This window comes from Rathayibacter sp. VKM Ac-2760 (genome assembly GCF_009834185.1).
In the GTDB taxonomy this organism is placed as follows: Bacteria; Actinomycetota; Actinomycetes; order Actinomycetales; family Microbacteriaceae; genus Rathayibacter.
In genome coordinates this window covers 3230493-3256609 of the sequence record NZ_CP047173.1, presented here as the reverse complement: position 1 = coordinate 3256609, position 26117 = coordinate 3230493, and the positions used below count along the sequence as shown (strand labels likewise).

Sequence of the window (26117 nt, the reverse complement as noted above, 5' to 3'; positions counted from 1 at the left end):
GACGTTGTACGCCGATCGAGTACTTTCGTTACCTGTTCGTAACAGAGCCGGACGATCTTCTTCGTAGGGTCGATTCAGTGTGGAAACCGATCCGGTTCCCAGCGAACGTGAGTAAGGACATCGATTGCCGCTCCACCTGTCCCACCGTCCACCCGTCCGCCGCGCTGAGAAGCGCCTCCTCGCCGGCCTCGCCGCGCTGGGCATCGCCGCCTCCGGAGCCTTCGCGGTCTCGGCCGCCTCGGCCGCTCCGCTCGTGGGCGGCGCGACGCTCGTCGGCGGCCTCTCCTCGACGCAGAGCTTCGACGACGGCGACTACGTCGTCACCCTCGTCGAGCCCTCCGCCGCGACCTACAAGGGCACCGACGCCCGCTTCGCCCGCACCGCCCCCGAGGCCGGCTCGCAGCTGGAGGCCGGCTCCACGCCGGTGCAGGACTACTCCCGCCACCTCGAGCAGCTGCAGGAGGCCCTCGCCGCCGACGCCGACGTCGAGATCGGCTACCACTACACGGTGGCCCTCAACGGCTTCTCCGCGCAGCTGACCGGCGAGCAGGCGAGCAGCCTCGCCGGTCGCCGTGACGTCGCCGAGGTGCAGAAGGTCGAGGACCTGAAGCTCGACCGCGCCGCGCCCTCGACGGCACCGGCTCCCGCCGCGGCCGGCGCCGCCGCAGGCATCCCCGTCCCCGACACCGGTCAGGAGTCGTCGACCGGCTTCCTCGGACTCGACGGCGCCGGCGGCGTCTGGGACGCGGTCGGCGGCGTCGACCGCGCGGGCGAGGGCGTCGTCGTCGGCGTCATCGACTCCGGCATCGCACCCGAGAACCCCTCCTTCGCCGGCGCACCGCTCGCGACCTCGCCCGGGGCCGCTCCGTTCACCGACGGCACGAGCGTGAGCTTCGCGAAGTCCGACGGCGGCGCGTTCATCGGCTCGTGCTCGCCCGGCCTCCCCGCCTCGGCGCAGTGGGACGGCGACGAGTGCAACCAGAAGCTCATCGGCGCCCGCTGGTTCCTCGGCGAGAACGAGGCGGCAGGCTCGACGGACAACCCCGAGTTCCGCTCGCCGCGCGACGCGGACGGCCACGGCTCGCACACCGCGAGCACGGCCGCCGGCAACGCGGGCGTCGAGGCCTCGGTGGACGGCTACGACTACGGCACCATTTCCGGCGTCGCTCCGGCCGCGAAGGTCGCCGCGTACAAGGTCTGCTGGAACGGTGACGAGAACGGCACCGACGACGACGACTACTGCTCGGGCACCGGCATCCTCGCCGCGATCGATGCAGCCGTCGCGGACGGCGTCGACGTCATCAACTTCTCGATCGGCGGCGGCTCCGCCGTCTCGACGCTGGACCCCTACGACCAGGCGTTCCTGAACGCCGCGGCCGCCGGCGTCTTCGTCGCCGCCTCGGCCGGCAACTCCGGCCCGGGCGTCTCGACCCTCGACCACGCCTCGCCGTGGTACACCACGGTCGCCGCCTCGTCGATCCCGACCTACACGGCCACCGCCACCCTCGGTGACGGCCAGGCCTTCGTCGGCGGATCGATCACCGTCCACGACGACGTCACCGGACCGCTCGTGAACAGCGCCGACGTCGTCGTCGCCGGGACCGAGAACCCCGACATCTGCGCGCCGGGCTCGCTCGACGCGTCGAAGGTCGCCGGCAAGATCGTCGCCTGCACGGCGGGCGTCACCGCCCGCGTCTCCAAGTCGGCCGAGGTCGACCGGGCCGGGGGCATCGGCATGCTGCTGCTCAACCCGTTCCCGAACGCGCTGCACGTCGACGACCACTCCGTCCCGTCGATCCAGATCGACTCGCAGGCCTACGACGCGATCACCGACTACGCCGGCACCGCCGGTGCGACCGCGACGCTGACCGAGGGCAACTCGACCGGCACGAGCATCCCGGTGCCGCAGGTGGCCGGGTTCTCCTCGAGGGGCCCGGCCGAGGCGGACGGCACCGACGTGCTGAAGCCCGACATCACGGCGCCCGGCGTCGCGATCCTCGCCGACAGCTTCAACGCGGAAGGCGACGACCCCGCCTTCGCGTTCGAGTCCGGCACCTCGATGTCGTCGCCGCACATCGCGGGCCTCGCCGCCCTCATCCTCGGCGTCAGCCCGAACGCGTCGCCGTCTGCGGTCAAGTCGGCCATGATGACGACCTCCTACGACAGCGTCGACCAGGCGGGGAACGCGTCCGAGGACGTCTTCGCGCAGGGTGCCGGCCACGTCGACCCGACCGCGTTCCTCGACCCCGGTCTGCTCTACGAGAGCGGTCCGACCGACTGGATCGCGTTCCTCCGGGGCGTCGGCTACGAGTTCGCCGACCCGGCTCTCGCCGCGATCGACCCGATCGACCCGTCGGACCTCAACCAGGCGTCGATCGCGATCGGGGCTCTGGCCGGGACCCAGACCGTCACCCGCACGGTGACCTCGACCGAGGCCGGCACGTACACCGCCGCCCTCGACATCCCCGGAGTCGACGCCGTCGTCTCGCCGTCGACCCTCTCCTTCACCGGAGCGGGCCAGACCGCCCAGTACACCGTCGCCTTCACCAGGACCGACGCCGAGCTCGCCGAGTTCGCCACCGGCTACCTCACCTGGTCGAGCGCGGAGCACGAGGTCCGCAGCCCCGTGGCCGTGCGACCGGTGCTGCTCGACGCGCCGTACGAGGTCTCGGGCTCCGGCTCGACCGGCTCGACGAGCGTCGAGATCACGCCCGGCATCGACGGCGAGCTGCCGCTGACGCCGAGCGGCCTCGTCGCGGGCGTGCTCGCCGAGGACGCGACCGCGGCGGACGGCCACTCCGGCACGCTGCCGGAGGGCGAGACCTTCGAGACGACCGTCGAGGTGCCTGCGGGCACCGGATTCGCGCGGTTCGACCTCGACTCGCTCGACGACACCGCCGACCTCGACCTGTCGGTGACGCGGATCGTCGACGGCGAGCCGGACATCGTCTCGACCAGCGCGACGGCCTCGGCCGACGAGCGGGTCGACCTCGCGGCCCCGGAGGCCGGCAGCTACCTGGTGTCCGTCGACATCTACGCGGTGGGCGCCGAGCCGGAGGCGACCTTCGACCTCCGGAGCTTCCTCGTGCCCGAGGAGGGCGGCGTCGGCTCGCTCAGCACCGAGCCCGAGGTGGTCGACGTCGTCCTGGGCGAGCCGACGAGCTACTCCGTGTCCTGGATCGGCCTCGCCGGCCCGGCGGAGTACCTCGGCAGCATCGCCTACGCCGACTCGGGTCTCTCGACCCTGGTCAGCGTGGACGTGACGGAGGCGTCGACGCCGGCGCCGACCGGGACGCCGACGGCGGGGCCGACGGGGACGCCGACGGCGGGGCCGACCGCCGAGCCGACCGCGACGCCGACCGCCGGACCGACGGCGACGCCGGCTCCGACCGGGACGCCGACCGCCGGCCGACGGCGCCCCCCGCGCCGACCTCGACGCCCACCGCCGGACCGGGCGCGCCGGGCACGGCTCGGCGGCCTGCCGTCCACGGGCTTCAGCGGCGGACTGCTCGGAGCGGGCGCCCTCGCGCTGATCGGCGCCGGAGCGGTCCTCACCGGCCTGCGTCGCCGCGCGCTCGCGCAGCGTGAGGCGGGTGCGGCGGAGTAGCCCTCCGCGCCTCGTCGCGACGGCCGTCCCGCTCGTCCCTCCGGGGGTGGCGGGGCGGCCGTCGCTCGTAGGCGGGGCGTCGCTCGTGGGCGGGGCGTCGCTCGTGGTCGGGCCGTCGCTCGTGGGCGGGGCGGACCGCCGCGGGCGCGCCTCCGCTGGTGCCGTGGAAGTCGACTCCGGCGACCCGGCGTGCGAGATCACCTCCGGCTCGTGCGATCACCTCCGGCTCGTGGAATCGGCGCCTTCCTGCGAGCCGGAGACGTTTTCGCGAGCCGGAGATGCCTTCACGACAGCTGCAGACCACGTCGGGCTCGTGAAAGCAGCTCCTGCTCGTCGTCTCGGCGGATTCCCGCGTGCCGGAGTCGATTCTGCGTGCCGGAGGCGTCGCCGGCCGGGTACGGCGCAGGTTCGGCTCGCGAAAGCAGCTCCGGCTCGTCGTTTCGACGAATTCGAGCGTGCCGGAGGTCGTTTCGCGTGCCGGAGGTGTGGCTGTGCGGGTGCGGGGCAGGTTCGGCTCGCGGAATGAGCCCGGGCTCGTGATTCCGGTGGGTTCGAGCGTGCCGGAGGCGATTCCGCGTGCCGGAGGTGCCGGAGGTGCTGCAGACCCGCCGGGCGGAGCGACGCGGCCGGGTCGTCAGGACAGCGAGCGGCGGCCGGCGATCACGCCGGAGACGACGGCAACGACGCCGAACACGATCGCGACGACCGGCTGCCCCAGGCCGAGCCAGGCGAGCGCGGCGGCGCCCATGACCAGCAGCTCGATCAGCGACCGGCCGTAGACGTCGATCGCGAAGACCGCGCGGGGCGAGAGGAACAGCGCCCACAGCAGGATCGCCAGCACCGGGGCGCCGATGCCGAGCACGATGCTCCACGGCAGATCCCACGACAGGAAGCCCCACAACCCGAGGCTGACGAAGGCGAACAGCTCGAGCACGAACCGCAGCACGTCGTTCGGGCCGATCCTCTGGTCGGTGCGCGCCTGGCCCGCTGTCGCTCGATTCACGCGGACCATCGTATCCGGCCTCGATCCGCGGCCCCGGTGCGGAACGACCCGTCAGCGGAAGATGATCGTGCGCGCCCCGTCGAGCAGCACGCGGTCCTCCGCGAACCACTTGACGGCCTGGGTGAGCGTGCGGCTCTCCTCGTCCTGCCCGATCGCGACCAGCTGCGCCGGGGAGTGCGAGTGGTCGACCCGCACGACGTTCTGCTCGATGATCGGGCCCTCGTCGAGATCGCTCGTGACGAAGTGCGCGGTCGCGCCGATCAGCTTCACGCCGCGGGCGTGCGCCTGCTTGTAGGGGTTCGCGCCCTTGAAGCCCGGGAGGAAGGAGTGGTGGATGTTGATCGCCCGGCCGGCCAGGCGCGCGCACAGCTCGGGCGAGAGGATCTGCATGTAGCGGGCGAGGACGACCAGCTCGACGTCGTGCTCCTCGACGACCTCGACGACGCGCTCCTCGAAGGCCCGCTTGGACTCGGGCGAGCTCACGGCGCGCGACTCGAACGGGACGCCGTAGAACGCGGCCAGGTCGCGCAGGGTCCCGTGGTTCGAGAGGATCAGCGGCACGTCGATCGCGAGCTGACCGGCGCGCTGGCGGAAGAGCAGGTCGTTCACGCAGTGCCCCGCCGTCGAGGCGAGGACGAGGGTGCGCAGCGGCCGGCCGACGACGTCGAGCCGCCAGGTCATGCCGTAGTGCTCGGTGACGGGGAGCAGCGCGCGCTCGAACTCGTCGCGGGTCACCGGCGACTGCACCTGCAGCCGCATGAAGAACCGGCCGGTGTCCGCGCTGGAGAACTGCTGGCTCTCGGTGATGTTGCCGCGGGCCTGGACGACCGCTCCCGAGACCGCGTGCACGATGCCGGGCAGGTCGGGGCAGGCGAAGGTGAGCGTCCAGTGGTTGCCCGGACCGCCGTCGGGGCCGCCGATCGCCGCGTCGGCGGCGGTGCGGTCGGGAGCGGGCACGGCGGAATCGGTCTGCATCCGCTCAGGATATCGGCCGCCCGTTGCTACACTGGCCGCGTCGCGACTGGCGTTCGGATGGGTGACCATCGGGGAGCGGCACCCTCTCCGGAGACGTCTTCCGGATACTTTTCCTGCCGTTCGCCTGGGCCGGAACGGATACCGTTGGTCCGCGCGCGCGAGCGAGCTCGTCGCCTCGCGCGGACGCCATCCGTTTCGCAGCCAAGGAGCGCCCGTGTCCTCTTCCTCCCCCTCGAGCACCGTCCCCGCCTCGTTCGACCAGCCCGTCTCGGTCGTCGACCCCGAGATCGCGGCCGTCCTGCAGCAGGAGCTCGACCGCCAGCGCGGCTACCTCGAGATGATCGCGAGCGAGAACTTCGTGCCGCGCGCGATCCTCGAGTCGCAGGGCTCCGTCCTCACCAACAAGTACGCCGAGGGCTACCCCGGCCGGCGCTACTACGGCGGCTGCGAGTACGTCGACGTCGCCGAGCAGCTCGCGATCGACCGGGCGAAGGCCCTCTTCGGCGCCGAGTTCGCGAACGTCCAGCCGCACTCCGGCGCGACCGCCAACGCCGCGGCACTCGCCGCGCTCGTCCAGCCGGGCGACACCATCCTCGGCCTGGAGCTCGCGCACGGCGGCCACCTCACCCACGGGATGAAGCTCAACTTCTCCGGCAAGCTCTACAACGCCACGGCGTACGGAGTCGACCCGCAGACCTTCCGCATCGACATGGACGCGGTCCGCGAGAAGGCCCTCGAGGTCCGCCCGCAGGTCCTCATCGCCGGCTGGTCGGCCTACCCGCGCCACCTCGACTTCGAGGCGTTCCGCGCGATCGCCGACGAGGTCGGCGCCAAGCTCTGGGTCGACATGGCCCACTTCGCCGGTCTCGTCGCCGCGGGCCTGCACCCCTCGCCCGTCCCGCACGCCGACGTCGTCACCACCACCGTGCACAAGACGCTCGCGGGCCCGCGCTCCGGCCTGATCCTCGCGAAGCAGGAGTACGCCAAGAAGCTCAACTCCGCCGTCTTCCCTGGCCAGCAGGGCGGGCCGCTCATGCACGTCATCGCCGCGAAGGCCACCGCCTTCAAGCTCGCGGGCGAGCAGGAGTTCGCCGACCGCCAGGCGCGCACCATCCGCGGCGCGCAGATCCTCGCGGAGCGCCTCACCGCCGCCGACTCGAAGGCCGAGGGCATCGACGTGCTCACCGGAGGGACCGACGTGCACCTCGTGCTCGCCGACCTGCGGAACTCGCCGCTCGACGGCAAGCAGGCGGAGGACCGCCTGCACGAGGTCGGCATCACCGTCAACCGCAACGCGGTCCCGTTCGACCCGCGCCCGCCGATGGTCACCTCGGGCCTGCGGATCGGCACGCCCGCGCTCGCTACCCGCGGCTTCGGCGACGCCGAGTTCACCGTCGTGGCCGACGTCATCGCCGAGGCGCTCAAGCCCTCGGCCGACCTCGAGGCGCTGCGCGCGCGCGTCAAGGGGCTCACGGACGACTTCCCGCTCTACCCCGGGCTGTAGGCCGCACCGCCCCTCCGGGCATCCCCCGCGCCGCCGGGTCCGGGAGCGCCGAGCGCGCCTCCGGACCCCGCGGGCGCCCCCGTTCGACCCCCAGCATGAGGAGTTCCACGATGACGGCACAGGTACTCGACGGCGTCGCCACCGCCGCGACGGTCAAGGCGGAGATCGCCCGGCGCGTGGCGGCGCTGCGCGAGAAGGGCGTCGTGCCCGGACTCGGCACGCTGCTCGTCGGCGACGACCCGGCCTCGCGCTCCTACGTCGCCGGGAAGCACCGCGACTGCGCCGAGGTGGGCATCGAGTCGATCCGCGTCGACCTGCCCGCCACGGCGTCGGCGGAGGACATCCGGGCGGCCATCCGGCAGCTCAACGAGTCGGACTCGGTGACCGGCTACATCATCCAGCTCCCGCTGCCGAAGGGCATCGACGAGAACGCGATGCTCGAGCTGATGGACCCGGACAAGGACGCCGACGGGCTGCACCCGACGAATCTCGGCCGACTGGTGCTGGGGGTGGAGGGGGAGCTCGACAGCCCGCTGCCCTGCACGCCGAACGGCATCGTCGAGATGCTGAAGCGCTACGAGATCCCGATCTCGGGGAAGCACGTCGTGGTCGTCGGGCGCGGGCTGACGGTGGGCCGGCCGCTCGGGCTGCTGCTGACGCGCAAGGGGCTCGATGCGACGGTGACGCTGACGCACTCGCGCACGACGGATCTCGCGGCGGAGGTGCGGCGGGCGGACATCGTGGTCGCGGCCGTGGGCGTCCCGGGGCTGATCGCGGCGGACTGGGTGAAGCCGGGGGCGGCGGTGCTCGACGTGGGGATCACGCGGGTCGAGAATCCGGAGACGGGGAAGGCGAAGCTCACCGGGGACGTCGCCCCGGGTGTCGCCGAGGTCGCGGGCTGGCTGTCGCCGGTGCCGGGGGGTGTCGGGCCGATGACGCGGGCGATGCTCATCCACAACGTGGTGTCTGCTGCGGAGCGCGCTCTGCGGTAGGTCGGTGCTCGGGGCTGCTTGCGGGCGTTCTTGCGGGCTTCGGGTTGTGACGGGGGAGGGGCGCGGTGCCTCGTCGCGGCTCCTTCCCGCGCGCCTGCGGCGCGCCCGCCAGACCCGAGCCAGGAGCCGCGACGAGACACCGCGCCCCTCCCGCGGCGGGCCGCGGGTCGGGGCGCGGCGGGGTGGGAGCCATGTCCCGAGTTCGGGGGGGCTCCCGCGGCGGGCCGCGGGTCGGGTCGGGGCAGAGCCTCGTCCCGAGTTCGGGGGGCTCCCGCGGCGGGCCGCGGGTCGGGGCGGGGCAGGGGGCCGGCGGCGTCAGGGGTGCAGGTGCACCTCGTCGCCGGGGGTCAGGTGGGCGAGGAGGTCGAGGGAGGCGGAGTCGACGACGGCGACGACCGGGTAGCCGCCGGTCACCGGGTGGTCCGGGCCGAAGATCACGGGGAGGCCGGACGGCGGCAGCTGGATCGAGCCGTGCACCAGGCCCTCGCTCGGCAGCTCGCCTGCGGTGCCGGTCGGGAGAGGGGTGCCGCCGAGGCGGAGGCCGATGCGGTCGGCGGAGGTGCTCAGCCGCCAGGGGCCGGCGAGGAGTCGGTTCCAGGTGCCAGCGGGCAGGCGGTCGAGCCGTGGGCCCGGGTGGATCCGGAGCGCGAGGTCGCGGGGCGGCGGGTCGAGGGGCCACCAGTCGGGCAGGAGGACCGGGGCCGTGGCGAGGCCGACGGGGAGGACGTCGCCGATGCGGAGCGGCTCCGGTCCGAGTCCGGAGAGGGTGTCCCGGGAGCGGGAGCCGAGCACGGGAGTCGCGTCGATCCCGCCGCGCACGCCGAGAGTCCGGCGCAGCCCGGCCGTCGGCGCTCCGAGTCGGAGGACGGCGCCGGGCGGAGCGAGACGGGGCAGCACCCGGTCGACGGGAGCGCCGTCGAGGGTCGCCGCGCCCGCGCCTCCGGTCAGGCTGAACCAGGTCGGCGCCTCGAAGCGCGCGGTGAAGCCGCCGCCCAGCAGCTCGAGGCCGGCCGCGCCGTCGGGGTTGCCGAGCAGGCGGTCGGCGAGCCGGAGGGCGCCGCGGTCCATCGCTCCGGAGCGACCGGCGCCGACGGCGGCGTAGCCGGGGCGGCCGTCGTCCTGGACGAGGGCGAGCGGTCCGGGATCGAGGATGCGCAGGCTCACGGCACCGCCCGGAAGCGGATCTCGTCGCCGGGAGCGAGCAGCGCGGGCGGGGTCCGGTCGGTGTCCCAGAGCACCGCGTCCGTCGAGCCGATCAGCTGCCAGCCGCCGGGGGAGGAGCGCGGATAGATCCCGGAGTACCCCGCCGCGAGTGCGACGGCGCCGGCCGGAACGCGGGTGCGCGGCTCGGCGCGGCGGGGCACCTCCGGCCAGTCGGCCAGGGGGACGAGGTAGGCGAAGCCGGGCGCGAAGCCGCCGAACGCGGCACGCCAGGGGGTCGCGGTGTGGCGGCGGACCAGCTCGCCGGAGCTCCAGCCGAGCGCGGCGGCCGCCCCGGCGAGGTCGGGGCCGTCGTAGCGGACGGGGAGGTCGTGCCGGGGTCCGAGGGCGCCCGGTCCGCCGGGCTGCGCCGCCTCGGCCGTCCGGGTGATCCAGCGGGAGGCCGCCGCCACGGGCAGCGAGGCGTCCAGCACGACGAGCACCGTCAGCGCGGCCGGGACCAGGTCGAGCACGCCGGGGGGCCGGGAGTCCTCGAGGGCGGCGGCCAGCGCGAGCGCGTCGTCGAGACCGCCCACCTCGACCAGCACCGCCCGGTCACCGGAGGGCAGCGGTCGCGCCGCGATCACGGCGCCGCGGGCGCGAGGGCGACGCCGGCGTCCATCAGGGCCGCGCGCACCGCCTCCGCCATCGCGACCGCGCCGGGCGAGTCGCCGTGCACGCAGAGGGAGTCGACCGCGATCGCGAGCTCCTCGCCCGAGGCGGCGCGCACCGACTCGTCGACGACCAGGCGCACGGCCCGGGCGGCGACCGTCGCCGGATCGGTCAGCAGATCGCCCGGCTCGCCGCGAGGCACGAGCGACCCGTCGGCACGGTAGCCGCGGTCGACGAACGCTTCGCGGAGGAACGGCAGCCCGGCCCGCACCGCCGCTCGCTCGACGGCCGACCCGGCCGGCCCGAGCACGGGCAGCCCGGGGGCCGTGTCGCGGACCGCGGCGACCACCGCCTCCGCCTGAACCTCGTCGTGCACGATCCGGTTGTAGAGGGCGCCGTGCGGCTTGAGATACCGGACGGACGTCCCCGCCGCCCGCGCCACCGCCTGCAGCGCGCCGAGCTGGTAGACGACGTCGGCGTGCAGCTCCTCGGCGCCGACCGGAAGATCGCGGCGGCCGAAGCCCGCGAGGTCGCGGTAGGAGACGTGGGCGCCGATCGCCACGCCGCGCTCGGCCGCGGTCCGGCAGCGGGCGGCCATGATCGACGGATCGCCCGCGTGGAATCCGCAGGCGAGATTCGCGCTCGTGACGATCCGGAGCATCGCGTCGTCGTCGCCCAGCGACCAGACCCCGTAGCCCTCGCCGAGGTCGGCGTTCAGATCGATCGTCCTCCGCATGATCCGAGCCTACGGGCGGCGTCCAGCCGGGGGTCGCTAGCGTGGTCAGACGCGCTCGCGTTCCCACCCCCCTCTCCGGACCACCGCTCGAGCGCGCCCCCACGAAGGAGAAAACATGCTGACCGTCAACGCCTACGCCGCCCCCTCCGCCACCGAGCCGCTCGTCCCCACCACGATCGAGCGCCGCGACGTCGGAGCGCACGACGTGCTCATCGAGATCGCCTACGCGGGCATCTGCCACTCCGACATCCACACCGTCCGCGGCGAGTGGGGACCCGTCCAGTACCCCCTCACCGTCGGCCACGAGATCGTCGGCGTCGTCGCCGAGGTCGGCTCCGAGGTGTCCAAGCACAAGGTCGGGGACCGCGTCGGCGTCGGCTGCATGGTCAACTCCTGCCGCGAGTGCGAGAACTGCCTCGCCGGCGAGGAGCAGTACTGCCTGAAGGGCAACACCGGCACCTACGCCTCCGTCGACCGCGACGGCACCGTCACCCAGGGCGGCTACTCCACCCACGTCGTCGTCGTCGAGGACTTCGTGCTCCGCGTCCCGGAGTCGATCCCCTACGAGGCCGCCGCGCCGCTGCTCTGCGCCGGCATCACCACCTACTCGCCGCTCTCGCACTGGGAGGCGGGCCCCGGCAAGCGCGTCGCCGTCGTCGGCCTCGGCGGACTCGGCCACATGGCCGTCAAGTTCGCGCACGCGATGGGCGCCGAGGTCACCGTGCTCTCGCAGTCGCTGAGCAAGAAGGAGGACGGCCTCCGTCTCGGCGCCGACCACTACTACGCGACGAAGGACGAGGAGACGTTCTCGACGCTCGCGAACAGCTTCGACATCATCATCAACACGGTCAGCGCGCCGCTCGACCTGGACGCCTACCTCGGTCTCCTGCGCCGCAACGGCACGATGGTGAACGTCGGCGCTCCGGCCGAGGCCCTGCCGCTGCACGTCTTCACCCTGTTCGCCGCGCGCCGCTCCTTCGCGGGCTCCGGCATCGGCGGCATCCGCGAGACCCAGGAGATGCTCGACTTCTGCGCCGAGAAGGGCATCGCGAGCGAGGTCGAGGTCGTCTCGGCGTCGCAGATCAACGAGGCGTACGAGCGCGTACTCGCCTCCGACGTGCGGTACCGCTTCGTCATCGACATCGCGACGCTCGCGAAGTAGACGTTCCACCGGCCGCGGGGTCGGCTACGGTCGTTCGCATGAGCGAGCGCAGCCACCCCGCGGTCGACCGCGTCCTCGCCGATCTCGAGGCGCACGGGGTGCGGCCGCCGGTCCGCTGGCTCGACGACGCCGCGTCGACGGCGGCGCTCGCCGCGGCCGCCCTCGGCGTCGAGGTGGGCCAGATCGCGAACTCGCTGGTCTTCCTGCTCGACGGCGAGCCGCTGCTGGTCCTGACCAGCGGCGGGCACCGCGTCGACACCGACTGGCTCGGCGCCGAGCTCGGCGGCACGATCACCCGCGCCTCGGCGTCGGTCGTGAAGACCGCGACCGGCCAGACGATCGGCGGAGTCGCGCCGGTCGGCCACCCGAGCCCGCTGCCCACCGTCGTCGACGTGTCGCTCGCCGCCTACGACGCCGTCTGGGCGGCCGCCGGCCACGCGCACACCGTCTACCCGACGACCTGCGCCGAGCTCGTCCGCGTCACCGCCGGCGCACTGCGCCCGGTCGTCCCGCCCGCGGCCCCCTGAGCACGGAGCCCGCGAGGCGGGCGTCCTCCTCGCTGCCCGCGGAGCCCGCCCTCCTTGCTGATCGAGTAGCCCGCGCAGCGGGCGTATCGAGATCCGCCGTCTGCAAGCGAGGGGTCTCGATACGCCGCTGCGCGGCTACTCGACCAGCAGGGGGGCGACCACGCTCGCTCGAGATCCGTCGTCAGCGCACGCGTCCCGCGCCGTCGGCCGCCGTCACGAGGAACAGCTCGGGCGCGCGGAAGCCCTTGTCGGCGAAGGCGGCGAGGACCGCCGCGCGGACCTCCTCCTCCTTCTCGACCGGCGTCAGCGCGATGGCCGAGCCGCCGAAGCCGCCGCCCGTCATGCGCGCGCCGATCGCGCCGGACGCGCGCGCGGCCTCGACCGCGGTGTCGAGCTCGGGCACCGAGATCTCGAAGTCGTCGCGGAGCGACACGTGCCCGGCGTCGAGCAGCTCGCCGATCGCGCGCGGCCCCTCCTCGCGCAGCGTCCGCACGGTGGTGAGGACGCGCGCGTCCTCCGTCACCACGTGCTTGACCCGGCGGTAGGTCACGTCGTCGAGCAGCTCCTGGGCGCGGGGCAGGTCGTCGATCGACAGCTCGCGCAGCGACTCCACGCCCAGCGTCGACGCGCCGAGCTCGCAGGAGGCGCGGCGCTCGGCGTAGCCGCCGGTGGCGTGCGCGTGCTCGACGCGGGTGTCGATGACGAGGAGCACGAGCCCGGCCTCCTCGAAGCCGAGCGGCACGACCTCGGTGTCGAGGCTCCGGCAGTCGAGGAAGACCGCCGCGTCCCGCTCGCCGAACAGCGAGGCCGACTCGTCCATGATCCCGGTCGGAGCGCCGACGGCGACGTTCTCCGCGCGGCGGCCCACGCGGGCCAGGGTCGCCCGGTCGAGCCCGAGCTCCCAGAGCTCGTTCAGCGCCACGGCCATCGCGCACATCAGCGCGGCCGAGCTGGAGAGCCCGGCGCCGACCGGCACATCGGAGTCGACGAACGCGTCGAAGCCGGCGCGGTCGCCCAGCTCGACGCCGTACTCGGTCAGGGCCCAGACGACGCCGAGCGGGTACGCCGACCAGCCGTCGAGCGCGTCCGGCCCGAGGTCGTCCAGCGAGATCTCGACGTGCTCGGGCGAGAACGCGCTCGAGATCCGGATGACGCGGTCCTCCCGCGGCGCCACGGCCATCGCGGTCGCGCGGTCGATCGCGAAGGGGAAGACGAAGCCGTCGTTGTAGTCGGTGTGCTCGCCGATCAGGTTGACGCGGCCGGGGCCGGCCCAGACGCCGGCGGCCGGGTGCCCGTAGGCGCGCTCGAAGTCCTGCGCGGCGCGCTCGGCGACGGCGTCGAGGGAGGCGGAGGGCGTGGTCATCGGGTCTCCTCGGAGGTGGTGTCGGGAAGCGAGGCGTCCGGTCGCGCGGCGGTCTCCGCGGCCAGGGTCGCGGCGTCGGCGCGCTCGATCGCGGCGCGCAGGGCGTCGGCGCTGGTCTCGGGAGCGATGTCGCCGATCCAGGCGCCCATCGCCGCCTCGCTGCCGGCCAGGTACTTGAGCTTCGACGCCGCGCGGCGGGGCGAGGTGATCTGCAGCATCAGCCGCACCTCGTCGCGCCGCTCGTGCACCGGCGCCTGGTGCCAGGCCGAGATGTACGGGGTCGGCGAGTCGTAGAGGGCGTCGATCCCGCGGAGCAGGCGCTGGTAGACCACGGCCAGCTCGTCGCGCTCCTCGGTCGTGGTCTCGCTGATGTCCGCGACGTGGCGGTGCGGCAGCACGTGCACCTCGATCGGCCAGCGCGCGGCGAACGGCACGAAGGCGGTCCAGTGCTCGCCGCGGACGAGCACGCGCTCGCCGGCCCGCTCGAAGGCGAGGACGTCCGCGAACATCCCGGGCCCGTAGGCGTCGAGCGACGCGAGCAGGCGCGTGGTGCGGGGCGTGACGTAGGGGTACGAGTAGATCTGCCCGTGCGGGTGGTGCAGGGTGACGCCGATCGCCTCGCCGCGGTTCTCGAACGGGAACACCTGCTGCACGCCGGGCAGCGCCGAGAGCGCGGCGACCCGGTCGGCCCACGCCTCGACGACGGTGCGGGCGCGCGAGGCGGAGAGGGTCGCGAACGACCCCTCGTGCTCGGGGCTGAAGCAGACGACCTCGCAGCGGCCGACACTGGTCAGCGTCCGGCCGAGGCCGAGGGTGCGCAGGTCCTCGAGCGAGGACGGCGCGTCCGCGTCCTCGAGCAGCGGGCCGAACGACGGCGAGCGGTTCTCGAAGACCGCGACGTCGTAGTCGCTCGGCACCTCCGACGGATTCGTCGGCGAGGCCGGGGCGAGCGGATCGAGCTCGGCCGGCGGGAGGAAGACGCGGTTCTGCCGCGAGGCGGCGATCGACACCCACTCCCCGGTGAGGACGTCCTGACGCATGCGCGCGGTCGCGGGACGGGGGTCGAGCACGCGGGCGTCCGCGGAGCGCTCAGGCGGGAGGGACGTGTCCGCGTCATCGAAGTAGATGAGCTCGCGGCCGTCGGCGAGGACGTGCGGGCGCTTGACGACGCCGGCGGAGAGGGTGATCGCATCATTCATGGCAGCGACCACGATAACCCTCGACCTTCGCTAAGGAAAGGTAGGTTTCTCTTTGACAAGTCGTCGACTCGCGCGCGACGATGGCCCGATGAGAGCGGACGGGGAGCAGGACAACCGCACGGCCCTGGAGCGGCGGGTGGCGATGCGCCTGCTCGCCGAGCTGCAGGGCTTCGTCTCGGTCGCCGATCTCGCCGACCGGCTCGGCGTCTCCGTCGTCACCGTCCGCTCCGACCTCGACCGGCTCGCGGGGGAGGGCTCCGTGCAGCGCGTGCGCGGCGGTGCCGTGCCCGTCGGCGAGCGGCCGGGCGAGCGCTCCTTCGAGGAGGGCCTCACCGCCGCCTCCGACGAGAAGGCCGCGATCGGCCGCGAGGCCGCCGCGTCCGTCGCCTCGGGCGAGAGCGTCATCCTCGACGTCGGCACCACTCCGCTCGCCATCGCCCACGCGCTGGTGGAGCGCGACGATCTCCGCGACGTCACGGTGATCACCAACGGGCTCACGATCGCCCTCGCGCTCGAGGCCGCGATCCCGCGCTTCACCGTCGTCGTCACCGGCGGCACGCTGCGTCCGCTGCAGCACTCGCTGGTCGAGCCGCTCGCCTCCGAGGTGCTCGAGCGGGTCCGCGCCGACGTCGTCTTCATCGGCTGCACCGGTGTGCACCCCGAGGCCGGCGTGACCAACGTGAACCTCCCCGAGGCCACGCTCAAGCGCCGGATGCTGCGCGCCGCCGCCCGGCGCGTGGTGGTCGCCGACTCGAGCAAGCTCGGCGTCGTCGACCTCGGCCGCGTCGCCGGCGCCGACGAGTTCGACCGCCTGCTCACCGGAGCCGCCGCGAGCGACGCCGACGTCGCCCGGCTGGAGGAGGCGGGGCTCGCCGTCACCCGCTGCGGCTCCTCCCCGGCCGGCGTGCGGCCCGGCGACGGTGCCGGTCCGTAGGATTCAGGAATGGCCGACTTCACTCCCGCCCCCGCAACCGGGCGCCAGTTCGCCCTCGACCTCACCGCCGAGGGACGCACCCTGCACGCCGTCGTCACGGAGGTGGCCGCAGGGCTGCGCCACCTCTCCGTCGATGGCGTCGAGATCACCGCCGGATACCCCGAGACGGTCGTCCCGCCGTTCGGCTCGGGCATCGTCCTGATGCCCTGGCCCAACCGCGTCAAGGACGGCCGCTGGCACCACGCCGGCCGCACGCTCCAGCTCGACATCACCGAGCCGAAGTACCACAACGCGATCCACGGCCTGCTGCGCAGCGCCTCCTACCGCGTGGTGGAGCAGGGGCCGTCGTTCGTCGAGCTCGCCGCGCCCGTCGTCCCGCAGAGCGGCTACCCGTTCCACCTCGAGACCACGGTCCGCTACGAGCTGCAGGCCGACGGGCTGAAGGTCGTCCACCGCGTCGTCAACGTCGGAGCCGACGAGGCCCCGGTCGCGATCGGCACCCACCCCTTCCTCGCGATCGGCGACGTGCCGACCGACGAGCTCGAGATCACGGTCGACGCGGCCGTGCACATCGAGGTCGACGACCGGCTCAACCCCACCGGTCAGAGCCCGGTCGACGGCACCGACTGGGACCTCCGCCGCGGCCGCCGCGTCGGCGACCTCGAGCTCGACGACGCCTGGGCCGACGTCACCGTCGTCGACGGCGAGAGCGTGCACGGCCTCAGCGCCGCCGACGGCCGCCGCGTGCTGCTCTGGGCCGACGCCTCGCACAACTTCATCCAGGTCTTCATCACCCGGATCTTCCCCGACGGCGACGACGTGAAGACGGCGATCGCGGTCGAGCCGATGACCGCGCCCGCCGAGGCGCTCAACTCCGGGCAGGGCCTGCGCTGGCTCGAGCCGGGGGAGGAGTGGACCGTCGCCTGGGGCATCCGCCACGAGGGATTCCCCACCGCCTCATGACGACGGCCGGCACGACCGCCGCCGGCACCTCCGCCGGGCGCGACGACGACGCCAAGCGCGCCGCCCTCGTCGCGATGAAGCGGCTCGCCACCGGGCTGCTGGTGCTGATGGCGATCGTCTTCGCGGTGTCCTTCGCGCTCCAGGACCGCTACCCCTGGCTGCAGTGGGTCCGCGCCGCGAGCGAGGGCGGGATGGTCGGCGCGCTCGCCGACTGGTTCGCCGTCACGGCGCTGTTCCGGCGGCCGCTGGGCCTGCCGATCCCGCACACGGCGATCATCCCGACCAAGAAGGACGAGATCGGCGCGAGCCTCGCCCAGTTCGTCGAGGAGAACTTCCTCCGCGGCGCGATCGTGCGCGAGAAGCTCGACTCCTTCGGCATCGCCCGGCGCGCCGGCCTCTGGCTCGCGGAGCCCGAGAACGCGCACCGGGTCGGCGGCGAGAGCGCGGCGGCGGTCCGCGCGGCCATCGCACTGCTCGACGACTCCGACGTGCAGCGCGTGATCGAGGCGCTCGCGCGGCGGCATCTGCTCGACCCGCAATGGGGCCCGCCGCTGGGCTCGCTCGTCGGCAGCGTCGTCGAGGCGGGCCACCACCGCCGCCTCGTCGACACGCTGGTCGAGCAGGCGGAGGCCTGGCTGATCGCGAACCCCGAGAGCTTCACCCGGATGGTCAGCGGCCGGCTCCCGAGCTGGCTGCCCTCCGCGGTCAGCCGGGCGGTCGACGAGCGGCTCTACCGCGAGGCGCTCGTCCTGGTGCAGACCGTCCGCGACGACCAGGGCCACCCGTTCCGGATCGCGGTGGACGGCTACCTCGCCACGCTCGCGAAGGACCTCGGCAGCGACCCGGACCTCATCGCCCGGGTCGAGGAGATCAAGAACCGCGCCTTCGACAGCCCGCGCGTGCGCGAGCTGGCCGGCGACGCCTGGGAGTCGACGAAGTCGTCGCTGCTCGGCGCGATGGACGACCCGGCGAGCCCGCTCCGCGCGAGCATCGAGTCGATCGTCGTCGACCTCGGCCGCCGCCTCTCGACGGACCAGGCGCTCGCCTCGACCGTCGACACCTGGATCGGCACCGTCGCCGCGAACCTCGTCGACCGCTACCGGAGCGACATCGCCAGCATCATCGGCGAGACGATCGGCCGCTGGGACCCGCAGGAGACCTCCGAGAAGCTCGAGCTGCAAGTGGGCAAGGACCTGCAGTTCATCCGGATCAACGGCACGGTGGTCGGCTCGCTGGCCGGCCTCGTGATCTTCACGGTCGCGCACGCGCTCCTCGGCTCGTGACGCCCGCGCGGGGTCGCCGCGGAACGGGCCCCTCGGCCCCGCTCCGCAAGCCCTCGCCGGTGTCGGTGGTCCGGCGTACCGTCGCAGCATGAGCGACGACATCCCCAACACCACCGATCCCGACGTCAAGACCGAGGGCGACGTCCTCGGCGCCCGTGCCGATGACGGCAGCGACACCAGCGCGAGCAAGGACCCGTCCGACTGGGTCACCGGCGACGAGCCGATGACCGGCCCGCAGCGCAGCTACCTCGACACCCTCGCCCGCGAGGCCGGCGAGACCCTCCCTGCCGATCTGACGAAGGCGCAGGCCTCCGAGCACATCGACCGCCTGCAGTCCTCGACCGGTCGCGGCGACGGCAGCAAGTAGCCCGCAGGCACCTCCGCGGCGGGCGCACGGCGACTGAGCATGTCTTTCGCCGTGCGCCCCCGTCTCGGGGCCGTGACGCTCCCGGGACTTCCCTAGTGTCGCGGCATGGCGATCTCCCGTACCACGCAGACGGCTCTCGACCTCATCGACGCGGTACGGATCCCCGAGGGGATCGATCCACGACTGGCCCGGCAGGTCTCGCTGTCGCTCCGGCTCCTGCTCGAGTCCGACAGCTTCGGCCCGAGCGACCGCACCCTGCGGCGCCGCTCCCGCCGCCTGCGCGCGGGTCGGCTCGTCTGAGGCGGCGGCGCCTCCGGCCCGCTGCGGATCGGTTCGGCTTCGTGACCTCGCAGGGGGCAGACAGCACCCGCGCAGCGGTCTAGAGTTCGGGTCATCCGGTCCGCCGGACGCCCGCGGGGCCGTGCGAGCGACGGCATCGTCGCCCCGCCGACCAGGCCCCGCAGTCCGCTCGCTCGACGAGCGACCGACCCTGCCGACGCACCGCGCCGACGCCGTCTCGATGAGGAGACCGTCATGCCGTCCTTCCGCTCCACCCTGCTCCCCCTCGCCGCCTCGATCGCCCTCGTGGGCGCCGCCGCGACCCCCGCCCTCGCCGACCACAACGCCGGCGCGAACTTCGCTGACCAGGCCTCCTCCGACATCACCTCGGACGGCCTCTGCTACTACGGCGCCCTGCTGCCGGCCTCGCCCGGCTACAGCGTCGACACGACCGACTACCGCTTCGTCCGCTCCGGGAAGTCGCTGACGCTCGTCTGCGTCTTCACCGACATCCCCCTGTTCGTCTCCGGCACGGAGACGGAGGACGGCGACGACTGGTACGCGCCGACCCGGCTCACGAAGGTCGTCTCCCGCAGCACCTGCCTCCCGCCCGGCGTCGACTCCGCCTCGGAGTTCTACCCCGGCGACGACGAGCGCGTCGTCGACATCGTCGACACCACCACCTACTCCTACCGCTCCACCATGACGATGGTCTGCCACTGGCGCATCGACCCCACCCGCTGACCCATGGGCGGCCGGAGGTGTCCCCTTCCGCCGGTCGCCCCGCCCCGCCTGCACGCACCCCGATAGTCGAGTAGCCGCCCCCGGCGGCGTATCGAGACCACCTTGCTGGTCGAGTAGCCGCCCCTGGCGGCGTATCGAGACCCGCCCTCCCCTTGCCGGTCGAGTAGCCGCCCCAGGCGGCGTATCGAGACCCACCCGCCGACCGAGCAGCTCTACCGGGCTCACAGCCACCCACCACCCCGACAGGACCCCGATGACCCACCGCCTCCAGTCCCGCCAGAGCGTGACCGTCCGCCTGGTCCGCTGGTTCCGCACCGAGGACGGCTGGCAGTCCGAGATCGTCCGTGGCCGACTCCTCGAGCACCACGACGGCGTCTGGCGCCTGCTCGCCGCCGAGGACGACACCTCGCGCGACTACCCCGACACCACCTGGTCCCTCTGCCACGAGTAGCCCGTTCGGCCGCTGGATCGAGGGCGTGGCCTCGGGCGCTCCTGCACGACCGGCGCGATCGCGCGCCCGAGCGGGGACGCGCTGACGAGGACGGCGCGGAGGACACGGCGCGGAGCGAGTGGGCCCCGTCGGGCTCGAACCGACGACCCGCGGATTAAAAGTCCGCTGCTCTGCCAACTGAGCTAGAGGCCCGCGGCATCCAGGGTAGCGCCCCCGCGGGCCGGCCCAGGCGTCGGGCATACCCGCACAGGCGCACGCGTTACCCTCTCCGAACCCCCACGAAGCAGGACGCGTCCGCGCGCCCCGCCCGACCGCGGAAGGCGGCCCCATGACAGACGGCTTCCACAAGCCGACCAAGTTCCCGTCCCGCGTCTTCGAGGCGTTCCAGGGCGGAGAGGACCCGGCGCAGATCAGCCGCGTCGCGCACGAGACGGCGATCGCGCTGCTCAGCCGCGTCCGCGAGGACCCGGACCCGGTCGTCATCGACCGGCTCGTCGAGTACACCGACCACCACGGCATCGACGCGCTCGCCGAGCTGTGGGCGCGCTCCAGCCCGTCCAGCCTCCCCGGCGCCCTCTGGCGCCTCTACCTGCTGCGCCTCGTCATCCGGCAGGACCCGGACAGCACGAGCTTCCTCTACCAGCGCGGCGTCGAGCTGTCGGCGACCATCGACCCGGTCGTCGCCGGCGCCGTCACGCCGACCGGTCCGGCCGAGATCACCGAGCTGGCCGACCGCATCCTCCGCGGGGTCTTCGACGGCGACTTCGCCGTCGCGCTCGAACGGGCCGCGGCCTTCTGCCGGGTGAGCGCCTCCGGTGCCGCCTCGGTGGCCGACGACGTCGAGCTGATCGACGGCCCCCGCGCGAGCCAGCTGACCACGCGTGCCCTGCGACTCTCGACCACCGCGGCCGAGCTGGTGAGCTGCGCGCGGCTCTGGCGCAGCGACTCGCTCGAGTAGCGAGTCGGCGGCGCCACCGGCGCGTTCTCGCTCCGCGAACGGCCCTCGCGGGCGAACGGGGGCCAGCCGGTACACTGGTGAAGGCCGGACCGCAGTAACCCCGGGCTCCACTTATAGCCGCTTCGAGCGGCCTCGCGCCGAGAGGCGTTTCTGCGGTCCGGCTCCTTCTCCACTCGACAGGATCCGCCAGCGGACTCCACCGGGGCGAGCGAGGGCCCAGTGGCGGGCGGTCGGAGGCTCGAGTCCTCCCCTCCCGGCAGAGTCCCCGACAGACAGGCGACATCCGGAATGAAGAACCGCAGGGCGCTCCGGATCGGCGCGCGATGGTGGGCGGGTCTCGCCCTCCTCGTCATCGCCGCACTCCTCTTCCTTTCGGCGCCAGGGGTCGACGACGAGGTCGGCGCCCAGCTCGGCGGCGGCGTGGTCCTCGGCCAGGGTGCGCTGATGCGCACTCTCGCCGTCCTCGACGTCGCCGCCGCGCTCTGGGTCCTGATCCGCCCGCGCAGCTACGCCGGGCTGACGGCCGCGCTCGTCGCGGTGATCGGCCTGTGGCTCGCCCCGCGGATGGGCGCTCCGGCGCTGCTCGACCTGGCCGGCTTCGCGCTCGACGTCCGGTTCGTCGTCCTCCCTCTCGAGGTGTCGGTCGTCCTCGCGGGACTCGCCGTGACAGCCTTCTGGATGACCCGGAATCTGAAGTCCCGGGCGCGAGCGAGGCAGGGCGCATGAGCGACGACACCACCGAGGGCACCGCACCGGCCGACCTCGGCGCACTCCTCGAGCGCATCGCCGCGGGGGAGCAGGCCGCCTTCGCGCAGCTCTACGACCTCGTCGCCGCGCGCGTCCTCGGTCTGATCACGCGGGTGCTCGTCGACCGGGCGCAGTCGGAGGAGGTGGCCCAGGAGGTCTTCCTCGAGATCTGGCAAACCGCTGGGCGATTCGCTCCGAATAAGGGAAGTGCGACGACCTGGATCCTCACGATGGCACACCGCAGGGCCATCGATCGGGTTCGCGCGGCCCAAGCGGGCCGCGATCGGGACGTCCGCATAGGAATCCGCGACCTCGGTCGCGACTACGACCAGGTCGCCGAACAGGCGGAGGTGTCCCTCGAGCACGAGAAGGTCACCGCCGCCCTGGAGCGACTGACCGAGCTGCAGCGGCAAGCGCTCCAGCTCGCGTACTACGGCGGCTACTCGCACAGCGAGATCGCCGGGATCCTGCACTGCCCCGTCGGTACCATTAAGACGCGCCTGCGCGACGGGATGATCAGACTGAGAGAAGAGATGGGGGTGGCCCTGTGAACGAAGCGCAACACCCCGACGACCCGCGCGAACTCGCAGCAGGACACGCGCTCGGCATCCTGACGCCCGAGGAGTCCGACCGGTACGAGCGGTTCCTGGCCGAGAACCCGGAGGCGCGCGGCGAGGCCGACGCCTTCTCCGCCGTGGCCGACGCCCTCGCGGCCGACGCCCCGCCGGTGCAGCCGTCCGCGGCGCTCCGAGCCGACCTGATGGCCCTCATCGCCACCACGCCGCAGCTCCCGGGAGACGACCGCTCCACCGCGCCGGCCGAGGAGACGATCGAGCGCCGCGAGGCCGTGCCGACGCTCCACGCCGTCGAGACGCCGCCCGCCGCGACGACCGCCGCCGCCCCCGCGTCCGGCCGCCACGGTGCCGAGGCGCGTGCGCGCGGACGCTGGTTCACCCGGCCCGCCGTCTACCTGTCCGCGGCCGCCGCCGCGGCCGTCATCGTGGTCGGGGGAGTGGCGCTCCCGCCGCTGCTCACGCCCGATGCCGGCCAGAGCCAGCAGCTGACCGCCCTCGAGCAGATCCGCAGCGCGCCCGACGTGCAGGAGACCACGGGCGCGATCGCCTCCGGGGAGACCGCGACGCTCGTCTGGTCCGCCTCGCTCGGCCGCTCCGCGCTCGTCGTCGACGACCTCTCGCCGCTGCCCGACGACAAGACCTACGAGGCCTGGTACATCGGCTCCTCCGGCCCGGTCGCCGCCGGCACCTTCGACGGGGGCGACGGACAGACGGTCGCCCCGCTCGAGGGCACCCTGGCCGAGGGCGCGGTCGTCGCCGTGACCGTCGAGGACGCGGGTGGCGCGCAGTCGCCCACGACCGACCCGATCCTCGCGATCGCCACGGCCTGAGCCCAGCTCATCCGAACCCATGAGAGCCGCACCCCCGAGGGGTGCGGCTCTTCTGCGTTCCGGCCCGTTCGCGGTGGCTCCGGAGTCGCCGCGGACGACGGAAGCGCCGCACCCCGGGAGGAGTGCGGCGCTTCTGCGTGCCGTGCGGCGGAGTGCCGTGGGGCGGATCAGCCGAAGCGGCCCGAGACGTAGTCCTCGGTCGCCTGGACCGACGGCCGCGAGAACATCGTCGCGGTGTCGTCGTACTCGATGAGCTTGCCGGGCTTGCCGGTGCCCGCGATGTTGAAGAACGCGGTGCGGTCCGAGACGCGCGAGGCCTGCTGCATGTTGTGGGTCACGATCACGATCGTGTACTCGTTCTTCAGCTCCTCGATCAGGTCCTCGATCGCGAGGGTCGAGATCGGGTCGAGGGCCGAGCAGGGCTCGTCCATCAGCAGCACGTCGGGGGAGACGGCGATCGCGCGGGCGATGCACAGTCGCTGTTGCTGTCCGCCGGAGAGGCCGGAGCCCGGCTTCTCGAGGCGGTCCTTGACCTCGTTCCAGAGGTTCGCGCCCTGGAGCGACTTCTCGACCAGGTCGTCCGCGTCGGACTTCGAGATGCGGCGGTTGTTGAGCTTGACGCCGGCCAGCACGTTGTCGCGGATGGACATCGTCGGGAACGGGTTCGGCCGCTGGAAGACCATGCCCACCTGCCGGCGCACGAGCACCGGGTCGACGCCCGGGCCGTAGAGGTTGTTGCCGTCGATCAGCACCTCGCCGTCCACGTAGGCACCGGGGATGACCTCGTGCATGCGGTTGAGCGTGCGGAGGAAGGTCGACTTGCCGCAGCCGGAGGGGCCGATGAACGCTGTGACGGTGCGGGGCTCGATGGTGAGACCGACTCCCTCGACCGCGAGGAACTTGCTGTAGTAGACGTTGAGGTCGTTGACTTCGATGCGCTTGGACAACGGAAGATCCTTAGGGTTAGCGGCCGAGCTTGGGGGCGAAGATGCGCGCGACCAGGCGAGCGAGCAGGTTGAGCAGCATGACGATCAGGATGAGGACCAGCGCGCCGGTCCAGGCCCGATCGATGTAGGCGGCGGCGTCGGCCCCCTGGTCGGCGTACTGGCGGAACACGAAGACCGGGAGGGTCATCATCCGGTCGTCGAACGGGTTGTAGTTCATCGACTGGGTGAACCCGGCGACGATGAGCAGCGGGGCGGTCTCGCCGATGACGCGGGCGATCGAGAGCATGACGCCCGTGACGATGCCGGCGATCGAGGTCGGCAGGACGATCTTCACGACGGTGAGCCACTTGGGCACGCCGAGGGCGAAGGAGGCCTCGCGCAGCTCGTTCGGCACCAGCCGCAGCATCTCCTCGGTGGAGCGCACGACGACCGGGATCATCAGCACCGACAGCGCGATCGCGCCGCCGAAGCCCATCCGGATGCCGTCGCCGAAGAGGAGCACCAGCAGCGCGTAGGCGAAGAGGCCGGCGACGATCGAGGGGATGCCCGTCATCACGTCGACGAAGAAGGTGATGCCGCGGGCGAGCGCGCCCCGGCCGTACTCGACCAGGTAGATCGCCGTCATCAGGCCGATCGGGATCGAGATGACCGCGGCCAGAGCCGTGATGATCAGCGTGCCCATGATCGCGTGCAGCGCTCCGCCGCCCTCGCCGACGACGTTGCGCATCGAGGAGGTGAAGAAGAGGAGGTCGAAGCGCGCGGCGCCGGCGGTGACCGCCGTGTACATCAGCGAGATCAGCGGGATCAGCGCGACGACGAACGCGGCGGTGACCAGGGTGGTGACGACCCGGTCCGTGGCGCGGCGGGGGCCCTCGACCAGGCGGGCGAGGACGAAGACGGCGACCGTGTAGAGCACGGCGCCGAAGAAGACGGTGCCGACGACGTCGAACCCCTGGGTGGTGCCGGTGACGGCGAGGAGGGCGTAGACGAGAGCCATCAGGGCGATGCTGCCGACGAGCAGGGCGGCGGGCGCCCACTTGGGCAGCTGACCGCTGGTGAGCGTGTTGACCGGCGCAGGGACCGCGTCCTCGACGCGGCGCTGGCGGGGCGGAGTCATCGTGACCATCAGTTCGCTCCCGAGAAGGCCTTGCGGCGGTTGATGATGTAGCGGGCGAGCATGTTGACCAGCAGCGTGATGACGAAGAGCATCAGGCCGGACGCGACGAGCTCGTTGACCTTGAGGCCATAGGCCTCGGGGAAGCTCAGTGCGATGTTCGCGGCGACGGTGTTGGAGTTCGTCGACTGCAGCAGCGCGAAGTTCACGACGAACGAGGGCGAGAGCACGATGGCGACCGCCATCGTCTCGCCGAGCGCGCGGCCGAGGCCGAGCATCGACGCGGAGATGATGCCGGGGCGGCCGAAGGGCAGGACCGCCGTGCGGACCATCTCCCAGCGGGTCGCGCCCAGGGCGAGCGCCGCCTCCTCGTGCAGCGTCGGCGTCTGGAGGAACACCTCGCGCGAGATCGCCGTGACGATCGGCAGGATCATGACCGCGAGCACGAGGGCGACGGTGAGGATCGTGCGGCCGGTGCCGGAGACCGGGCCGTTGAAGAGCGGGAACCAGCCGAAGGCGTCCGTGAGGAACGCGTAGAACGGCTGGACGAAGGGGGCGAGCACCGTGATGCCCCAGAGGCCGAAGACGACCGACGGCACGGCGGCCAGCAGGTCGATCACGTAGCCGAGGCCCTGCGCGAGCTTGCGCGGGGCGTAGTGCGAGATGAAGAGCGCGATCCCGATCGCGATGGGGACCGCGATCACCATCGCGAGCCCGGCGGCGTAGACGGTGCCGAACACGAGCGGGCCGACGTAGGACCAGAAGCCCGCTCCGCCGGAGATCGTGTCGGGGGACGCCGTGAGGGCCGGGATCGACTGGACGACCAGGAAGAGGGCGACGGCGGCGAGGATGACGAGGATCAGCGCGCCGGAGGCGACTGCCGTTCCGGAGAAGATCCGGTCTGCGGGCCGCTGCTTCGCCTTGATGGCGCCGACGGGCCGCTCTGCGGTGGTCATGTGGGTGTCCCTGCGTTCGGTGTGGGGGAGGGGGCCGAGCCGTGACGCGGCCCCGGACCGGCTGGGGTCCGGGGCCGCGTCATGAGGGG

The 26117-nt window shown here is 73.0% G+C and carries 26 protein-coding genes and 1 tRNA gene; 16 read left to right on the top strand and 11 right to left on the bottom strand.

Annotation, left to right across the window (positions count from 1 at the left end; translation table 11 throughout):
- The first annotated feature begins 124 nt into the window (after nucleotides 1-124).
- Entirely contained in the window at nucleotides 125-3607 is a 3483-nt protein-coding gene (locus tag GSU72_RS21330) for a S8 family serine peptidase (RefSeq protein WP_159985741.1), read from the top strand.
- Nucleotides 3608-4241: 634 nt separating this feature from the next.
- Here GSU72_RS21330 and GSU72_RS14795 read toward each other — a convergent pair.
- Nucleotides 4242-4610 carry a YrdB family protein gene (locus tag GSU72_RS14795; RefSeq protein ID WP_244255836.1) on the bottom strand — a complete coding sequence of 123 codons (369 nt, stop codon included), beginning with the start codon at nucleotides 4608-4610 and terminating at the stop codon, nucleotides 4242-4244.
- 51 nt (nucleotides 4611-4661) lie between these two features.
- Complete coding sequence (gene purU / locus GSU72_RS14790; RefSeq protein WP_159985739.1) at nucleotides 4662-5585, bottom strand: formyltetrahydrofolate deformylase; 924 nt, start codon at nucleotides 5583-5585, stop codon at nucleotides 4662-4664.
- A gap of 214 nt (nucleotides 5586-5799) precedes the next feature.
- On the opposite strand from purU, the gene glyA reads away from it, so the two are divergent.
- Together glyA and GSU72_RS14780 are read left to right on the top strand one after the other, a co-directional pair.
- The gene (gene glyA, locus GSU72_RS14785; RefSeq protein ID WP_159985738.1) at nucleotides 5800-7089 is read left to right on the top strand and encodes a serine hydroxymethyltransferase; all 1290 of its coding nucleotides are present in this window, start codon (nucleotides 5800-5802) and stop codon (nucleotides 7087-7089) included.
- 110 nt (nucleotides 7090-7199) lie between these two features.
- Nucleotides 7200-8081, top strand: coding sequence for a bifunctional methylenetetrahydrofolate dehydrogenase/methenyltetrahydrofolate cyclohydrolase (locus GSU72_RS14780; RefSeq protein ID WP_159985737.1), 882 nt, complete (start codon nucleotides 7200-7202; stop codon nucleotides 8079-8081).
- Nucleotides 8082-8396: 315 nt separating this feature from the next.
- Here GSU72_RS14780 and GSU72_RS14775 read toward each other — a convergent pair whose 3' ends face one another.
- The 3 genes from GSU72_RS14775 to GSU72_RS14765 are packed head-to-tail and all read right to left on the bottom strand — an operon-like array spanning nucleotide 8397 to nucleotide 10629.
- Nucleotides 8397-9245, bottom strand: a complete 849-nt coding sequence (locus tag GSU72_RS14775) for a biotin-dependent carboxyltransferase family protein (protein WP_208545065.1) — start codon at nucleotides 9243-9245, stop codon at nucleotides 8397-8399.
- Nucleotides 9242-9868 (bottom strand): carboxyltransferase domain-containing protein, encoded by a 627-nt coding sequence (locus GSU72_RS14770; protein WP_244255835.1) that lies wholly within the window; start codon nucleotides 9866-9868, stop codon nucleotides 9242-9244. Before GSU72_RS14770 ends, GSU72_RS14775 begins: the two co-directional genes overlap by 4 nt.
- Nucleotides 9865-10629 (bottom strand): 5-oxoprolinase subunit PxpA, encoded by a 765-nt coding sequence (locus GSU72_RS14765; protein ID WP_159985736.1) that lies wholly within the window; start codon nucleotides 10627-10629, stop codon nucleotides 9865-9867. Before GSU72_RS14765 ends, GSU72_RS14770 begins: the two co-directional genes overlap by 4 nt.
- A 115-nt stretch (nucleotides 10630-10744) precedes the next feature.
- On the opposite strand from GSU72_RS14765, the gene GSU72_RS14760 reads away from it, so the two are divergent.
- Entirely contained in the window at nucleotides 10745-11791 is a 1047-nt protein-coding gene (locus tag GSU72_RS14760; protein ID WP_159985735.1) for an NAD(P)-dependent alcohol dehydrogenase, read from the top strand.
- Between the two features lie 38 nt (nucleotides 11792-11829).
- Entirely contained in the window at nucleotides 11830-12318 is a 489-nt protein-coding gene (locus tag GSU72_RS14755) for a YbaK/EbsC family protein (RefSeq protein WP_159985734.1), read from the top strand.
- Nucleotides 12319-12499: 181 nt separating this feature from the next.
- On the opposite strand, the gene galK is transcribed toward GSU72_RS14755, so the two are convergent.
- Both galK and galT read right to left on the bottom strand, forming a co-directional pair.
- Complete coding sequence (gene galK, locus GSU72_RS14750) at nucleotides 12500-13681, bottom strand: galactokinase (protein ID WP_159985733.1); 1182 nt, start codon at nucleotides 13679-13681, stop codon at nucleotides 12500-12502.
- On the bottom strand, nucleotides 13678-14880 hold the full coding sequence (gene galT / locus GSU72_RS14745; RefSeq protein ID WP_159985732.1) for a galactose-1-phosphate uridylyltransferase: 1203 nt from the start codon (nucleotides 14878-14880) through the stop codon (nucleotides 13678-13680). Before galT ends, galK begins: the two co-directional genes overlap by 4 nt.
- 88 nt (nucleotides 14881-14968) lie before the next feature.
- Between galT and GSU72_RS14740 the strand changes: the two genes are divergently transcribed.
- The 7 genes from GSU72_RS14740 (at nucleotide 14969) to GSU72_RS14710 (ending at nucleotide 19901) form a co-directional block, all read left to right on the top strand.
- Nucleotides 14969-15814, top strand: coding sequence for a DeoR/GlpR family DNA-binding transcription regulator (locus GSU72_RS14740; RefSeq protein ID WP_244255834.1), 846 nt, complete (start codon nucleotides 14969-14971; stop codon nucleotides 15812-15814).
- A gap of 9 nt (nucleotides 15815-15823) precedes the next feature.
- Entirely contained in the window at nucleotides 15824-16777 is a 954-nt protein-coding gene (locus GSU72_RS14735; RefSeq protein ID WP_159985731.1) for an aldose 1-epimerase family protein, read from the top strand.
- Nucleotides 16774-18060, top strand: a complete 1287-nt coding sequence (locus tag GSU72_RS14730) for a DUF445 domain-containing protein (protein ID WP_159985730.1) — start codon at nucleotides 16774-16776, stop codon at nucleotides 18058-18060. Before GSU72_RS14735 ends, GSU72_RS14730 begins: the two co-directional genes overlap by 4 nt.
- Nucleotides 18061-18148: 88 nt before the next feature.
- Complete coding sequence (locus tag GSU72_RS14725; RefSeq protein WP_159985729.1) at nucleotides 18149-18427, top strand: DUF3072 domain-containing protein; 279 nt, start codon at nucleotides 18149-18151, stop codon at nucleotides 18425-18427.
- 105 nt (nucleotides 18428-18532) lie between these two features.
- Nucleotides 18533-18727, top strand: a complete 195-nt coding sequence (locus tag GSU72_RS14720; protein WP_159985728.1) for a hypothetical protein — start codon at nucleotides 18533-18535, stop codon at nucleotides 18725-18727.
- Between the two features lie 234 nt (nucleotides 18728-18961).
- Nucleotides 18962-19450 carry a hypothetical protein gene (locus GSU72_RS14715; protein ID WP_159985727.1) on the top strand — a complete coding sequence of 163 codons (489 nt, stop codon included), beginning with the start codon at nucleotides 18962-18964 and terminating at the stop codon, nucleotides 19448-19450.
- Between the two features lie 253 nt (nucleotides 19451-19703).
- On the top strand, nucleotides 19704-19901 hold the full coding sequence (locus GSU72_RS14710; RefSeq protein WP_159985726.1) for a hypothetical protein: 198 nt from the start codon (nucleotides 19704-19706) through the stop codon (nucleotides 19899-19901).
- A 119-nt stretch (nucleotides 19902-20020) separates the two neighbouring features.
- Here GSU72_RS14710 and GSU72_RS14705 read toward each other — a convergent pair.
- Nucleotides 20021-20093, bottom strand: a tRNA-Lys gene (locus GSU72_RS14705).
- 136 nt (nucleotides 20094-20229) lie between these two features.
- On the opposite strand from GSU72_RS14705, the gene GSU72_RS14700 reads away from it, so the two are divergent.
- The 4 genes from GSU72_RS14700 to GSU72_RS14685 all read left to right on the top strand — a co-directional run bounded on the left by GSU72_RS14700 (nucleotide 20230) and on the right by GSU72_RS14685 (nucleotide 23011).
- Nucleotides 20230-20859 (top strand): DNA-directed RNA polymerase subunit beta, encoded by a 630-nt coding sequence (locus tag GSU72_RS14700; protein WP_159985725.1) that lies wholly within the window; start codon nucleotides 20230-20232, stop codon nucleotides 20857-20859.
- 288 nt (nucleotides 20860-21147) lie between these two features.
- On the top strand, nucleotides 21148-21585 hold the full coding sequence (locus GSU72_RS14695) for a hypothetical protein (RefSeq protein WP_159985724.1): 438 nt from the start codon (nucleotides 21148-21150) through the stop codon (nucleotides 21583-21585).
- Nucleotides 21582-22157, top strand: a complete 576-nt coding sequence (gene sigK / locus GSU72_RS14690; protein WP_159985723.1) for an ECF RNA polymerase sigma factor SigK — start codon at nucleotides 21582-21584, stop codon at nucleotides 22155-22157. Before GSU72_RS14695 ends, sigK begins: the two co-directional genes overlap by 4 nt.
- Nucleotides 22154-23011 carry an anti-sigma factor gene (locus GSU72_RS14685; RefSeq protein ID WP_159985722.1) on the top strand — a complete coding sequence of 286 codons (858 nt, stop codon included), beginning with the start codon at nucleotides 22154-22156 and terminating at the stop codon, nucleotides 23009-23011. The genes sigK and GSU72_RS14685 overlap by 4 nt, the downstream gene beginning before the upstream one ends.
- 167 nt (nucleotides 23012-23178) lie before the next feature.
- Here the strand turns inward: GSU72_RS14685 and pstB are convergent, their stop codons facing one another.
- Genes pstB through pstC form a run of 3 tightly spaced genes read right to left on the bottom strand, consistent with a single transcriptional unit; the run spans nucleotide 23179 to nucleotide 26028 of the window.
- Nucleotides 23179-23958: a phosphate ABC transporter ATP-binding protein PstB gene (gene pstB, locus GSU72_RS14680; protein WP_159985721.1), complete on the bottom strand. Its 780-nt coding sequence runs from the start codon at nucleotides 23956-23958 to the stop codon at nucleotides 23179-23181.
- 16 nt (nucleotides 23959-23974) lie between these two features.
- Entirely contained in the window at nucleotides 23975-25075 is a 1101-nt protein-coding gene (gene pstA, locus GSU72_RS14675) for a phosphate ABC transporter permease PstA (RefSeq protein WP_159985720.1), read from the bottom strand.
- Nucleotides 25076-25083: 8 nt separating this feature from the next.
- A complete protein-coding gene (gene pstC / locus GSU72_RS14670) occupies nucleotides 25084-26028 on the bottom strand; it encodes a phosphate ABC transporter permease subunit PstC (RefSeq protein ID WP_123445142.1) in 945 nt (314 codons plus the stop codon).
- Between the last annotated feature and the right edge of the window lie 89 nt (nucleotides 26029-26117).